This is a genomic window from Prevotella sp. MA2016, from assembly GCF_000619825.1.
Taxonomy (GTDB): Bacteria; Bacteroidota; Bacteroidia; order Bacteroidales; family Bacteroidaceae; genus Prevotella.
Map to the genome: position 1 here is coordinate 241,983 of NZ_JHUW01000010.1, position 14,588 is coordinate 256,570.

Genomic DNA, 14,588 nt, shown 5'->3' on the forward strand with positions numbered 1-14,588 from the left:
ATAAAATGGTTTGTCAGAATTGTCATAAAGAAAATAGGAGCAAAGCAAAGTTCTGCAAGTGGTGTGGTCAGCAACTTGTCACTACCGACTTGCTTGATAAGTTGGTTGGCCTCGATGAGGTGAAGAACCAGCTTAAAACCATTGTCGATACCTATACGTTTCTGCGCTCTCGCAAGGATATATCTAAAGCCCGTATATCTTTGAATGCTGTCGTGATCGGTGATACCGGTACTGGTAAGACGGCATTAGCTGAAATCCTGCGTGACTACTTCTTCCAGCATAAAATTATTGAGAAACCTCAGTTGATGATGGTAGATGCCGTAGATTATCAGCGTTTTGTTGATAAATGGGATGAAAATATCAAGAAAGCAAAGAATGGTATATTGTTCTTCGACAATGTGCAGAAACTATTGCCGGATAAATACTCTAACCAGGTGAATCCGCTCGACAAATTGTTTGTCGAGATGGATAAATGGGAGGACAACCCCATTGTGATTATCTCCGGTCTGTCAAAGGGACTGGAAGATTTCCTGGAGAGCAATCCAGCTGTGGCCAACCGATTCAAATACACCTTCCGTATGACCACACCTGGATATCAGGAACTGACGCAGATTTGTAAGATGGACCTGAAACTGAGGTACGGCATCTCGGAGTTCTCGCCAGAAGCTGATAGCCAGTTGACGCGTTTCTTTAAGTATCAGGTAAAGATTAAGGACGAGACCTTTGGTAATGGTCACTTGGCTAACAAGACTGCCGAAGATATCTTTACACAGTATATCAGTCGTGGCGCTAATGCCTCCAGAGTGGAGATAGACGATATCAAGGGCTACGTACCTGAGGAGCGCTCAGTTGATGATATCCTGAAAGATCTGGATACCTATATTGGCATGGACGAGGTGAAGGCCGCCGTGAGAGAGATGGCTTACTCTGTTCAGAACGCCATGCAGCGTGCTGCACGTGGACTGGGCGAACAGGAGAAAATGTCTATGCATATTATCCTTACTGGTAATCCTGGTACGGGTAAAACAACTATCGCCCGTAAGTTGGGCGAAATCCTGGCAGCTATTGGCTATTTGGACAGCGGACATGTTGTGGAGGTTGACCGTGCCAAGATGGTGAGCCAGTATCAAGGAGAGACACCAAAGGTGGTAGATGCGCTTTGCGATAAAGCCAAGGGGGGTATCTTGTTTGTGGACGAGGCCTATACGCTGGCTCCAGTGAGTGCTTCGGGTGATAGAGATGCCCAAGGTGCACAGGCATTGGAGAAACTGATGAAGCGTATGGAGGACGATCGCGGACAGTTTATTGTGATTGCTGCCGGTTATCGTACGGAGATGGAAAACCTGTTCCGTGTCAATCCGGGATTCCGCAGCCGATTCAACTACTTCCTCGATATCAAGGACTACTCTCCAACCGAGCTCTATCAGATTATGCAGGTGTTTGCAAAGCAGAAGAAGTATATCTTCTCGCCAGATGCACAGGTGCTTACTCAGAAGATGATCAAGGAGATGTACGACTCGCGCGACAAGGATTTTGCCAATGGTCGTACCATGCGTACACTCTTCGACCAGATATGCAAGAAACAGGCACAGCGCCTGCAGGGAGCAAACATCTCGATGATGAGCAACGAGGAACTGATGACCATCGTTCGGGAGGATATCCCTTACGATGCACCACAGACGGTGAGCGCCGAGGACTGCCTGAAGAAGCTCGACGGTCTCGTTGGACTCTCTGGCGTCAAGAAGGAAATTGCCAACCTTACCGCCTTCCTCAATCTGCAGATTGCTCGTGGCGAAACCAATACCTTCCAAGGAAAACACTATGTGTTTACGGGTAATCCAGGTACAGGTAAAACCACGGTGGCTCGTATCATGGCCGACATCTTCAAGACGCTTGGTGTTGTAGCACGAGGACAATTGGTTGAGGCCGACCGCTCTAAACTGGTGGCCGGATTCTCAGGACAGACTGCCATCAAGACCAATCAGTTGGTTGATCAGGCCATGGGCGGTGTACTGTTTATCGATGAGGCCTATACACTGAAGTCGAGCGATGGTGACACCTTCGGTTCTGAAGCTATCGACACCCTGCTGAAACGTCTGGAAGACGATCGCGGTAAGTTTGTTTGTATTGTGGCTGGTTACACCGATCAGATGCATGATTTCATTGATAGCAACCCAGGCTTGAAGAGTCGCTTCACGCAGACTATTCACTTCGACGATTATACACCAGACGAGTTGACAGAGATATTCCTGCATCTTGCATCAGGTAAGAACTTCACCGTCGATGAAGATACCAAGGCTGCCATCCATCGCATGTTCGAGCAGCTCTATCTGCGTCGCGACAAGAACTTTGGAAATGCTCGCGAGGCACGTCGTATATTCAACGAGGCTGTAGAGCGCCAGAGTCAGCGCTTGGTAAAGCAGATGACTCAGCCAGGCTTCAAGGAGAGCGATATGTTCGCGCTGACAATAGACGACCTGCCAATGTCGCAGGCCGAGGCAGCACGTCCGCTCGACGTGGTTCTCAACGAGCTCGAAGAGTTCATTGGTATGCGCAGTGTTAAGGATTCTATTCGTAGATTGGCAGTTCAGAGTATGTTCATGAAACAGCGCGCAGCTATGGGCGCTGGTAGTGTTCAGCAAATGTCTATGAATTTCATCCTGACCGGTAATCCGGGCACTGGTAAGACTTCTATTGCCCGTAAGATGGGTGAGATACTCCAAGCCATGGATATCCTGCCTACTTCGCGAGTTATCGAGGCTAGTCGTGCCACACTTGTAGGTAAGTATATGGGTGAAACGCCAAAGATCGTCAACAGTATGTGTGATAAAGCTATGGGCGGTATCTTGTTCATCGATGAGGCCTATACCTTGAGCGATGGTGGCGACATGTATGGCAAGGAGGCCATCGACACCCTGATGAAGCGTATGGAAGACGATCGTGGTAAGTTTATCGTGATTGCTGCGGGCTATAAGGACAAGATGGAGGAGTTCCTCATGATGAATGCCGGATTAGCCAGCCGCTTTACACATAAGTTGCATATCGATGACTATGATCCTGATGAGCTGTTGGCCATCTACAAGCATATGGCTCAGAAGGAGCAGTACAAGTTTACGCCTGAGTCAGAGCTCAAAGCTCTTGATAAGATATATAAGATGGTTCTTGCTAAGGGCGACTCTTGGGGTAATGCCCGCGAAATGCGCAACCTGCTTGACTCTACCATCCAGCACCTGTCGGAACGTGTATCCAAGTTACCGCTCGACCAGGTTACAAAGGAAACATATCAGATTATACTACCAGAAGATATTTAACGAAATATGATTATTTGTCCAGCTTGTAAAGAAGAAATAGAAGACGATTCTCATTACTGCGACCAATGCGGGCAGCAACTGTTGTTTTGTAAGCAGTGCGGTCATGTGGGCATCGGACGTCGTTGCACTCGTTGTGGCGGCGTGATGGCTTTGCGTCAAGGTGATGTATTCGAGCAGCAGCCAGCTCCGAGCGTTAATGTGGCGCCCGCTGCCCATGCTCCTCGTCCAAACGTTCCTCCTGTTTCTCCTATTTCCATCATATCTAGCCAGGCTAGAACTTCCGGCCAACCTGGCCAATTTGGCCAGGCTAGCCAGCCTAGTTCTCCTAGCCAGGCTATTCAGCCTGGCCAGCCTAGTCAGCCTAGTCAGGTTGGGGCTGCGGCTAGCATTTCGGTTGGGCCTGCCATCTCAATTGCGCAGGTGGCAGCCACGCGCTCAAGCATCCCTTCGATGACCTTGGTAAACGAGAGTCTCGGTTTGCGAATTGTTGCTATGAATGGTGCGATTATCGGCCGACGCAAGGGACCGTATGTCCAGTTCTTTGAGCAGCACTCCTACGTGTCGGGTATTCACGCCCAGCTTAAGTTCAAGTCAGGAGCTGGCTGGTGTGTCATCGACAAGAATTCATCTAATGGTACGCGGGTTAATCAGAATCCGATTCAGCCCGAGGTCGAGACGCTGTTGAAAAATGGCGATATGCTTACTATTGCCAATATCGACTTGCAAGTAATAATACGATAGTAATGATTAATAAGCGATGATAACAATTCACATGAATGCAGCTAGTAAGGTAGGCTGCGTGCGTAGTCAGAATGAAGACATGGTGCTCATTGAAAAGCATTTCATTAGGAATGATGGCTTTAGCACCCGCGTTGACTTAACCAATAACGATCGTTATATCGTGGCTGTTGCCGATGGTATGGGTGGTCATAATCGTGGTGATGTGGCCAGCAGTGATGCTTTGCACAATCTGCAGTTCTTCTTTTATGACCTGCCTACAGGACTCACTCCCCAAGGCATCAACGATGCCTTTGTTGGGTGGCTGGATTCCATCAACTACCTTATTGCCTCAAAAGGTCGTTCCGACGTGCAGTATGAGGGCATGGGAACAACCTTGGTAGGAGTGGTGTTCTACGAAGGCGAGTTCTACTCACTGAATTGTGGTGATAGTCGCTTGTACCGTTTCCGGGAGGGGCAACTCACTCAGCTTACTACCGACCATTCGTTGAGTAATATGCTGGGCTCTTCCCAACATTCTAATGTTATCACCAATTGTATCGGTGGCGGATGTTCATCATCATTCATCGATATCGTAAAGTTTACTGACGATGTAAAACTGGGCGATACCTATCTGTTGTGTACAGATGGACTGACTGACATGTTGCCCGATTCGATTATATTCACAATGCTTTCAAATGGTATCGACGCTAACAACCTCTGCGATGCTGCTGTAGCTGCAGGCGGTCTCGACAATGTGTCGTGCTGTGTGATGCAGTTCTAAAAAAGATAGACAAAACAGAATGCCACTAAGATTACCAGACAGACTACCCGCTATCGATATTCTGAAAAATGAGAATATCTTTGTGATGGATAACTCGCGGGCAACAACTCAGGATATACGTCCGCTAAAAATAGTAATTTTGAACCTGATGCCTCTGAAGATTACAACAGAGACAGATTTGGTGCGCCTGCTTTCCAACACGCCTTTGCAGTTGGAGATTGATTTTATGAAATTAAAGAGCCATACTCCCAAGAACACCCCGATAGAACATATGATGATGTTCTACCGTGATTTCGAGGTGATGCGTCATGAGAAGTACGATGGCATGATTATTACAGGTGCACCTGTTGAGACAATGGATTTTGAAGAAGTAACTTACTGGGACGAGATTAAGGAAATCTTCGAATGGGCTAAAACCCACGTCACCAGTACCTTATATATATGTTGGGCAGCTCAGGCCGGACTTTATTACCATTATGGTGTGCCCAAATATCCGTTGGAAAAGAAGATGTTTGGCATCTTCCCCCAATCACCTGTTGACACCAAACTGCCCATCTTCCGTGGGTTCGACGATGTGTTTATGATGCCACATAGTAGGCATACAGAGGTACATCGCGATGACATCTTGGCTAATCCTGAGCTCCAGCTCCTGGCAGAATCGTCAGAGAGTGGAGTCAGTATGGTGATGGCCCGTGGTGGTCGAGAGTTCTTTATCACTGGTCATCTGGAGTATGCACCAAACACACTTGACAACGAGTACAAGCGCGACCGTGGCGTTCGCGATGATGTGGACATGCCAAAGAATTATTATCGTGATGATAATCCTGATAATCCGCCTATAGTTACTTGGCGTGCACATGCCAACTTGCTCTATTCTAACTGGATAAACTATTATGTTTACCAGGAGACACCGTATAATATCGACGAAATCAAGTAGGCCTAGTGACAGCATTAGAACTTTTAGCTCCAGCCAAGAATCTGGCGTGTGGCATGGCAGCCATCGATCATGGTGCCGATGCTGTGTATATTGGTGCCCCAAAGTTTGGTGCCCGAGCTGCTGTTGGTAATAGTATCGACGATATTCAGCAGCTTTGTAATTATGCCCATCTGTTTGGCGCCAAAATCTACGTCACACTCAATACCATTGTTTATGACGATGAACTTGAAGAGGTGCATTGCCTGATAGACCAATTGGCCGGGATTGGCGTTGATGCCATCTTGGTGCAGGATATGGGCTTACTGCAGTTTATGGACGGCAAACCTTTCGAGATTCATGCCTCTACTCAGACTGATAACCGCACTGCCGATAAGGTGAAGTGGCTGCGTCAGTTGGGCTTCACGCGTGCTGTCTTGGCACGTGAGTTGTCGGCCGAAGAGATTGCTGATATTCATCGCCAGGTGCCCGACGTAGAGTTAGAGGTGTTTGTTCATGGCGCTTTGTGTGTGAGCTATTCTGGCATCTGTTATGCTTCTCAGCATTGTTTCCAGCGCAGTGCCAACCGCGGTGAGTGTGCCCAGTTCTGTCGTATGCGTTTCTCATTGGTAGATGCCGATGGGGCAGAGATTGAGCGCGAACGCTACCTGCTCTCGCTCAAGGATATGAACCAGAGCGATAATCTTGAAAAGTTGATTGAAGCAGGTGCCGTTTCGTTTAAAATCGAAGGCCGACTCAAGGATGTGACTTATGTGAAGAATGTCACAGCTGCTTATAGCGAGCGACTGAATGCCTATATCCGTAAGCATCCAGATACTTACTGCCGAGCATCAAAAGGCCATTGCGAATATACGTTTACCCCCAATCTCAATCGTACCTTCAATCGTGGTTATACCACTTATTTCGTTAATGGGCGTCAACCTAATATCGCCTCGTTCGATACGCCTAAGGCTGTAGGTGAGTTTGTTGGAAAGGTGAAAGAGATAAGGCACGATTCATTCAATGTGGCAGGAACAGCCAGTTTTGCTAATGGCGACGGACTCTGTTTCTTGAATGCCGATCGCCAGTTCGAAGGCTTCCGCGCCAATCGTGTGGTGGGCAATAGGATTTATCCTTTCAAGATGCCAGCCGGTTTGCGTCCTGGTATGTCGCTCTATCGCAATAACGACCAGGAGTTTGAGCGTGTCCTCTCTAAACCCAGTGCCACACGTAAGATTCCCGTTACTATAGCGCTGCGAGCTGTTGAGGATGGTTTCGAGTTGAGTGCCGAAGGCGTTTCCTTGCACTTTAAGGCCGAGCATCAGTTGGCTCAGAAGTCGCCTCGTGAGAATATCATTCGTCAACTTTCAAAGTTAGGTGATACCATCTATGAGTGTCAGGCGGTTGAGGTACCGGTCGACTTTAATTTCTTCATCCCCAATAGTCAGCTGTCGGATATGCGTCGTCAGTTGGTAGATGCGCTTTGTCAGCCTAAACGTGTGGTGAAGAAGGCAAAGGTAGGTGTAAACTCAGGTGTGAAAACATTAAGTTATCAGAATAATATATCCAACCACCAGGCAGCAGCCTTTTATGGCACCAACGAACTTTCGGCCTTCGAGTTGAAAGGTGGCGACGGACCTATCATGCAGTGCCGTCATTGTTTGCGCTATTCGTTGGGCTATTGTGTGAAACGTGGTGGCAAGCGCCCTACATGGCGTGAGCCGCTCTCTCTGGTTTTAGGCGATGGACGCCGTTTCCGTCTTGAGTTCGATTGTCAGCATTGTCAAATGAATGTTTATGCGTCAACTCGTTAGTCTGTTATGCCTCTTGTTGCTGTTGTGTGGCTGCTATAACCGCGGCCCAATCACGTCAGACGCTTGGGATCTTACTGAGAAACAGCTTGACTCTATCTCCTTTTACACCACCCATCATTATACTCAGAACTACAATTTTGTGGTCACGGGTGATTCGTTGGTGGTGGTAGAGCAGCAGCCCAATGATATGTCGGTGCCCGATGTCATCAGTATCGAGCTCGAGTCGATGGGCGAGGAGATGCGTAAGGACTCCATCACGTTGCGACGCAACGAACATGTGGTTGTAGCAGATATCAAGACCGTCCCTTCCGACACCATTGATTCTATATGGGTTAAGGTGGCCCGCGACCAACTTACTTTCGGATGGGTACACGAGAATGAGTTGCTGGCCAAAGTGTCGCCCGATGACCCCATCAGTCAGTTCATCGACTATTTCTCCGACAAGCATCTGTTGGTGTTCATGGCTTTCTGTGTTCTTACGGGAGCCGCCTACGGTCTTCGCCGCCTGATGAGAAAGGGTAGTAAGATTGTGCATTTCAATGATATAGCATCTGCTTATCCCACAGCACTGTGTCTGCTCATAGCTTCATCGGCAGTGTTGTATAGCAGCATTCAACTGTTTGCACCCGAGACTTGGCGTCATTTCTATTATCATCCTTCGCTCAATCCGTTTGCCTTACCTTTCTGGTTGGGCGTCTTCATATCGTCGGTTTGGGCCATCATCATCGTTGGACTGGCGGCTGTAGATGATGTCTATCATCGTCTGCCTCTTGGCGAAGCCATCCTGTATCTGGTAGGGTTGGCCGCTGTGTGTGCTGTCATTTACGTTGTATTCAGCATCACCACCTTATATTATATAGGTTACCCGTTGCTGATAGCCTACTATTATTTCGCCATCAAGCGTTTGAAACTCTAAACCAGCATCAGATCGCTCATAATCAGGTCGCTCACAAACAGTCCGTCTTTTGTGAGCGAAAGTTGCTGCTGGTTCAATTTCAGCAAACCAGCCTCCAGGTGTCGCTGGGCATTGCGCAGGCAGTATTGTTGCTGCTTGGGCGTTAGCTTTGTCAGGTCAAGTCCCTCACAAGTACGCAAGGCCACCGTTACTGCATCGTTGTAGCGTGTATCTTCATCAAGTGTTTCTGCGTCGAAGATGCGTTTGCCTTGTTCTATGCCAGCAATATAGTCGTGGATGTTATCAATGTTCCAACTGCGGGTTTGGATGTCGTAAGAGTGTGCGGCGGCACCGATGCCGATATACGGAATACCTTTCCAGTAACTGCTGTTGTGGCGTGAGCGATAGCCAGGGCGGGCAAAGTTCGAAATCTCATAGTGCTCGTAGCCAGCTGCCTTCAAACGGTCGATCAGCGTATAATACATCTGTCGCTCCAGTTCTTCGTCAATCTCAGTCACCTTGCCAAGTTCTAATAGGCGATAGAGTGGGGTGCCCTCTTCATACATCAGACAATAGGTTGATATATGTTCCACATTCAACTCAAGCGCCTTGTCTATATCGCTCTGCCATTCTGCGAGTGTCTGATTGGGAAAACCATACATCAAGTCGATACTGATATTCTTGAATCCAGCTTGTCGCAATGTCTTAACGGCTTGGTGCACCTGTGAGGATGAGTGGCGCCGGCGCAAAAATCGCAATCGTTCATCGTCGAAGGTCTGTGCCCCCATGCTGATGCGGTTCACGGGCAGTTGCTGCAAGGCTGCAGCCAATTCCTCTGTCACATCGTCGGGGTTCATTTCCATTGTTATCTCAGCCTCTTTTTCCACCTTATTATATATATAGGCAGTATCAAAAATCTTTTTTAGCTGTTCAATGGATAGTTGGCTTGGGGTGCCTCCGCCCAAATAGATTGTACTGATAGGATTGGCCGAAAATCTCATTGCCATCTCTTTGCATACAGCCTCTACATACCTATCGCGAAGCTCCAATCCTGTGGTAGAATAGAAGCCGCAATACACGCATCTGCTGCTACAAAAAGGTATATGTACGTATAATCCTGTCATTTTCTCTGTAATTTGGGCACAAAATTACTAATTTAGTTTAATATTTGAAAGAATCTTTTGGTGTTTTCTCGAAAAATACCTAATTTAGTGGCCGATAAATAAGTATTCACCTAAAACTGAAACGATATGAAAGTATATCAAACTAACGAAATCAAAAACATTGCACTCATTGGCAGTGCGGGTAGCGGCAAGACAACCCTTGCCGAGAGTATGGTTTACGAAGCCGGCATCATTAAGCGCCGCGGTTCTGTAGAGAGTAAGAACACCATGAGCGACTACTTCCCAGTTGAGCAGGAATATGGTTATTCTGTATTCTCTACTGTTTTTCATGTTGAGTGGAATAACAAGAAGCTGAACATCATCGACTGCCCGGGATCTGATGACTTTGTTGGTGGTTCTATCACCGCTATGAATGTTACCGATCAGGCTGTCATTCTTATCAATGGCCAGTATGGTCCTGAGGTAGGAACAATGAATGCTTTCCGAAATACCGAGAAACTGAAGAAACCAGTTATCTTCCTTGTCAACCAGCTGGATCGCGAAAACTGCGACTTTGATCAGATCCTGAACCAGCTCAAGGAAATCTATGGTCCTAACTGTGTTCCTGTTCAGTATCCTATAGCAACCGGTCCTGGCTTCAATGCCGTTATCGATGTGCTGCTCATGAAGAAGTACTCATGGAAACCTGAGGGTGGTGCTCCTATCATTGAGGATATTCCTGCCGACCAGTTGGAGAAGGCTAAGGAAATGAAAGCCAAGCTCGTGGAGGCTGCTGCTGCCGGCGATGATACGCTGATGGAGAAGTTCTTCGAGAGCGAGGACTTGAGCGAGGACGAGATGCGTGAGGGTATCCGTAAGGGTATGGTTACACGTAGCATCTTCCCTGTATTCTGTGTTTGTGCAGGTAAGGACATGGGCGTTCGCCGTTTGATGGAGTTCCTGGGCAACGTGGTTCCTTTCGTAAGTGATATGCCTGTCGTTCAGAATGCCGCAGGTCAGGATGTTCCTGCCGACGTGAATGGTCCTGCATCACTCTATTTCTTCAAGACCGGTGTTGAGCCTCATATTGGTGAGGTGTCTTACTTCAAGGTGATGAGTGGTAGTGTGAAGAGTGGCGACGATTTTACCAATGCTGATCGTGGTTCTAAGGAGCGCATCGGTACCTTGTATGCTTGTGCTGGTGCCAACCGTATTCAGGTAGATCAGCTCATCGCTGGTGATATCGGTTGCACTGTTAAGCTGAAGGATGTGAAGACCGGTAATACCCTGAATGGTAAGGATGTAGAGCACAAGTTCAACTTCATCAAATATCCAAACTCTAAGTTCTCTCGTGCCATCAAGGCCGTTAACGAGAGTGAGACTGAGAAGATGATGACCGCCCTGCAGAAGATGCGCCAGGAGGATCCTACATGGGTAGTTGAGCAGTCAAAGGAGTTGCGCCAGATTATTGTTCATGGTCAGGGTGAGTTCCATCTGCGTACCTTGAAGTGGCGTATGGAGAATAATGAGAAGATTCAGATTGAGTATATAGAGCCAAAGATTCCTTATCGTGAGACCATCACGAAGATGGCCCGTGCCGACTACCGTCATAAGAAGCAGTCGGGTGGTGCCGGACAGTTTGGTGAGGTTCATCTGATTGTAGAGCCTTATACCGAGGGCATGCCCGATCCTACCAGCTTCAAGATCAATGGTCAGGAGTTCAAGATGAACATCAAGGGTAAGGAAGAGATCAATCTCGACTGGGGTGGCAAACTGGTATTCATCAATTCAGTTGTTGGTGGTGCTATCGATATGCGTTTTATGCCAGCCATTCTGAAGGGTGTCATGGAGCGTATGGAGCAGGGACCTCTCACAGGTTCTTATGCCCGCGACGTTCGTGTCATTGTTTACGATGGTAAGATGCACCCCGTTGACTCTAACGAGTTGTCGTTCATGCTGGCTGCACGCAATGCCTTCTCTGCTGCCTTTAAGGAGGCTGGTCCAAAGGTGCTTGAGCCAATCTACGACCTCGAGGTACTCGTGCCCGGCGACTATATGGGTGATGTGATGAGCGACCTGCAGGGACGCCGCGCCATCATCATGGGTATGGACTCTGAGGCTGGCTATCAGAAGCTCAGCGCTAAGATTCCTCTCAAGGAGCTGTCTAGCTATTCTATCGCTCTGAGCTCTATCACTGGTGGACGTGCTTCGTTCACAACCAGTTTCTCAAGCTACGAACTCGTGCCAAACGATATCCAGCAGGCACTCATCAAGCAGCATGAGGAAGAAACGAAAGACGAAGATTAATATTTTCTATCCATATTGTAGCTCGAATCCCCACTATTTGTTTAGTGGGGATTCTTTCTTTTTAATTAAAATATAGTAACTAAAAATCCGAAAACTTGTTAAAATAGTAAAAGTAACTGCAAATTATTAACATTTTTGACCTTGCGTTTTAAGAAATCGACTATCTTTGCAATCGATATGAAGAAAAGTACGATTTGGATTATAGCAATAGTCATGGGCCTCTCTTTCGTAGGGCTTCTGTACCTTCAGATCTCGTACATCGAAGAGATGGCGAAAATGAAGAAGGAGCAGTTCGACGAGTCGGTTAAGCGCAGTCTCTATCAGGCTTCGCGCAACCTGGAGATGAACGAGACCTTGCGTTATCTGGAAAAAGACGTTAAGGAAACTGAGCGAAAAGCATATAAGCAGGATTCTGTGATGGTTGATGGTCTCGACGGTACCGTTAAGCATTCTCATCAGTTTGCTGTGGCAGCCGATGATGGCACGGTTTATAGCAGTTTCGAACTCAAGACCTTTGCCATTCGTCCTGCTAACGTGCCCAAGGCCATGATTCTGCGTACCGATAAGAATAGTATCTCTGAGGCCTCTAAGTCGCTGCAGGAGATTGTTCGCAATCGCTATATCTACCAGAAGGCCCTGCTTGATGAGGTTGTATATCGCATCCTCTATACAGCTAGCGATAAGCCCCTTAAGGAGCGCATCAACTTTAAGATGCTCGATCAGGACATTCGTACCGAATTGCTGAATAACGGTATCAATATTCCTTATCACTTCCGTGTAGAGACCTCCGATGGTCGCGAGGTGTATCGCTGTCCGGAATACGCTGCCGATGGTGAGGAAAATGTCTATCTGCAGACATTGTTCAGTCACGATCCGTCGTCAAAGATGGGCGTTGTAAAAATCCACTTCCCCGACATGGGCTCTTACATCTTCTCAAGTGTGCGCTTCATGATTCCGGCGGTTATTTTTACTTTCGTGCTGCTGCTCACCTTTCTGTTCACCATCGTGGTGATCTTCAGGCAGAAGCGTCTCACCGAGATCAAGAATGACTTTATCAACAATATGACCCACGAACTGAAGACGCCTATCGCTTCTATCTCTCTGGCGGCCCAGATGATGAACGATGATAGCGTTACCAAGTCAGAACAGATGACCAAGCATCTCAGTGGTGTTATCAACGATGAGTCAAAGCGCTTGCGCTTCCTTGTAGAGAAGGTGCTTCAGATGTCAATGTTCGATAAGAAGAGCATCATCTTCAAGAAGAAGGAGCTCGACCTCAATGAGATGATTGAAAACATTGCTCAGTCGTTCTCGCTGCGTGTAGAGCATACCGGTGGTAAGATCTATACTGATATTGAGGCCATCGACTCGGGCATCTATGTCGATGAGGTTCACTTCACAAACGCCATCACCAATCTGATGGATAACGCTGTGAAATATCGCAAGCCCGATGAGCCTATCGATATCTACATCAAGACCTGGAACGAGCGCGACCGTCTCTGCTTCTCAATCCGCGATACCGGTCAGGGCATCAAGAAAGAGAATGTCAAGAAGATCTTTGAGAAGTTCTACCGTGTTCATACCGGTAATGTGCATGACGTGAAAGGCTTCGGTCTCGGACTGGCCTACGTCAAGAAGATTATCACCCTTCATGAAGGCGAGATTAAGTGCGAGAGCGAATTGGGCAAGGGTACCACTTTCAACATCTCGCTGCCCATATTGAAGGAAGATGAAAATTAGTGTGAAATTCAAATATAGTATTAATTCAATAACATTTAAAACAAAATGATGATGGACGACAAATTGAAAATTTTGCTTTGCGAGGACGATGAGAACCTCGGAATGCTGCTCCGTGAGTATTTGCAGGCCAAAGGCTTTGTTGCAGAACTCTGTGCTGATGGTGAGGCAGGCTTCAAGGCTTTCCTTAAGACAAAATTCGACATCTGTGTGCTCGACGTGATGATGCCTAAGAAAGACGGCTTCACACTGGCTCAGGAGATTCGTTCTGCCAACACCGATGTGCCCATTATCTTCCTGACAGCCAAGACCTTGAAGGAGGATATCCTCGAAGGTTTCAAGCTGGGTGCTGACGATTACATCACCAAGCCTTTCTCTATGGAGGAGCTTGTATTCCGTATTGAGGCCATTCTGCGCCGTACCAAGGGTAAGAAGAGCCGCGAGAGTACTGTATATCGTCTTGGACAGTTCACATTCGACACCCAGAAGCAACTGCTGCAGATTGGTGAGAAGCAGACTAAGCTCACCACCAAGGAGAACGAGTTGCTGGCCCTGCTTTGCAGTCACTCAAATGAGATTCTGCAGCGCGACTTTGCTCTGAAGACTATCTGGATTGATGATAACTATTTCAATGCACGCTCTATGGATGTTTATATCACCAAGCTGCGCAAGCATCTGAAAGACGATCCTCAGATTGAGATTATCAATATTCATGGTAAGGGCTATAAGCTCATCACCCCTGAGGTAGAAGACGAGTAATCGCGTAAAGTGAAGAAAGAATTGATAAGAGCATATTTAGGAGTAGCACTGGTTCTGGCCGGTGCTCTCCTTTTGATTGTCAGCTATTTAGTAGGACTAACCAACTATAATATAGTGCTGCTTACTGGTCTGATAATCATAATTTTAGGTGCTGTTTTGCACGTTAGGCAACAGAAAAAGATTGATAAATATTAAAAAAGATTAAATAATTGCCAACTGTCAATTGTCAATTATCATTTCTCGATTAA

The 14,588-nt window shown here is 47.3% G+C and carries 10 protein-coding genes and 1 pseudogene; 10 read left to right on the forward strand and 1 reads right to left on the reverse strand.

The window, feature by feature from the left end:
- The first annotated feature begins 5 nt into the window (after nucleotides 1-5).
- The 7 genes and pseudogenes from T360_RS0108565 to T360_RS0108590 all read left to right on the forward strand — a co-directional run bounded on the left by T360_RS0108565 (nucleotide 6) and on the right by T360_RS0108590 (nucleotide 8,455).
- Entirely contained in the window at nucleotides 6-3,311 is a 3,306-nt protein-coding gene (locus T360_RS0108565; RefSeq protein WP_081772754.1) for an AAA family ATPase, read from the forward strand.
- 6 nt (nucleotides 3,312-3,317) lie between these two features.
- Nucleotides 3,318-3,437: pseudogene (locus tag T360_RS16725) on the forward strand (zinc-ribbon domain-containing protein); the annotation flags it as partial.
- Nucleotides 3,438-3,731: 294 nt separating this feature from the next.
- Nucleotides 3,732-4,052 carry an FHA domain-containing protein gene (locus T360_RS16360; RefSeq protein ID WP_197019291.1) on the forward strand — a complete coding sequence of 107 codons (321 nt, stop codon included), beginning with the start codon at nucleotides 3,732-3,734 and terminating at the stop codon, nucleotides 4,050-4,052.
- A 16-nt stretch (nucleotides 4,053-4,068) separates the two neighbouring features.
- On the forward strand, nucleotides 4,069-4,812 hold the full coding sequence (locus T360_RS0108575) for a PP2C family serine/threonine-protein phosphatase (protein WP_028912412.1): 744 nt from the start codon (nucleotides 4,069-4,071) through the stop codon (nucleotides 4,810-4,812).
- 19 nt (nucleotides 4,813-4,831) lie between these two features.
- Entirely contained in the window at nucleotides 4,832-5,749 is a 918-nt protein-coding gene (metA, locus tag T360_RS0108580; protein ID WP_028912413.1) for a homoserine O-succinyltransferase, read from the forward strand.
- Nucleotides 5,750-5,754: 5 nt separating this feature from the next.
- Nucleotides 5,755-7,539, forward strand: coding sequence for a U32 family peptidase (locus tag T360_RS0108585; RefSeq protein ID WP_028912414.1), 1,785 nt, complete (start codon nucleotides 5,755-5,757; stop codon nucleotides 7,537-7,539).
- Complete coding sequence (locus T360_RS0108590) at nucleotides 7,523-8,455, forward strand: hypothetical protein (RefSeq protein WP_028912415.1); 933 nt, start codon at nucleotides 7,523-7,525, stop codon at nucleotides 8,453-8,455. Before T360_RS0108585 ends, T360_RS0108590 begins: the two co-directional genes overlap by 17 nt.
- Here the strand turns inward: T360_RS0108590 and hemW are convergent.
- Nucleotides 8,452-9,558: a radical SAM family heme chaperone HemW gene (gene hemW, locus T360_RS0108595; RefSeq protein ID WP_028912416.1), complete on the reverse strand. Its 1,107-nt coding sequence runs from the start codon at nucleotides 9,556-9,558 to the stop codon at nucleotides 8,452-8,454. The two genes, T360_RS0108590 and hemW, sit on opposite strands and share 4 nt — an antisense overlap.
- 126 nt (nucleotides 9,559-9,684) lie before the next feature.
- Here hemW and T360_RS0108600 point away from each other — a divergent pair, with 126 nt between their 5' ends.
- The 3 genes from T360_RS0108600 to T360_RS0108610 all read left to right on the forward strand — a co-directional run bounded on the left by T360_RS0108600 (nucleotide 9,685) and on the right by T360_RS0108610 (nucleotide 14,340).
- The gene (locus tag T360_RS0108600) at nucleotides 9,685-11,844 is read left to right on the forward strand and encodes a translation factor GTPase family protein (protein ID WP_028912417.1); all 2,160 of its coding nucleotides are present in this window, start codon (nucleotides 9,685-9,687) and stop codon (nucleotides 11,842-11,844) included.
- A gap of 177 nt (nucleotides 11,845-12,021) precedes the next feature.
- Complete coding sequence (locus T360_RS0108605; RefSeq protein WP_028912418.1) at nucleotides 12,022-13,584, forward strand: sensor histidine kinase KdpD; 1,563 nt, start codon at nucleotides 12,022-12,024, stop codon at nucleotides 13,582-13,584.
- A gap of 51 nt (nucleotides 13,585-13,635) precedes the next feature.
- Complete coding sequence (locus T360_RS0108610) at nucleotides 13,636-14,340, forward strand: response regulator transcription factor (RefSeq protein ID WP_028912419.1); 705 nt, start codon at nucleotides 13,636-13,638, stop codon at nucleotides 14,338-14,340.
- The last annotated feature ends 248 nt before the right edge of the window (nucleotides 14,341-14,588 follow it).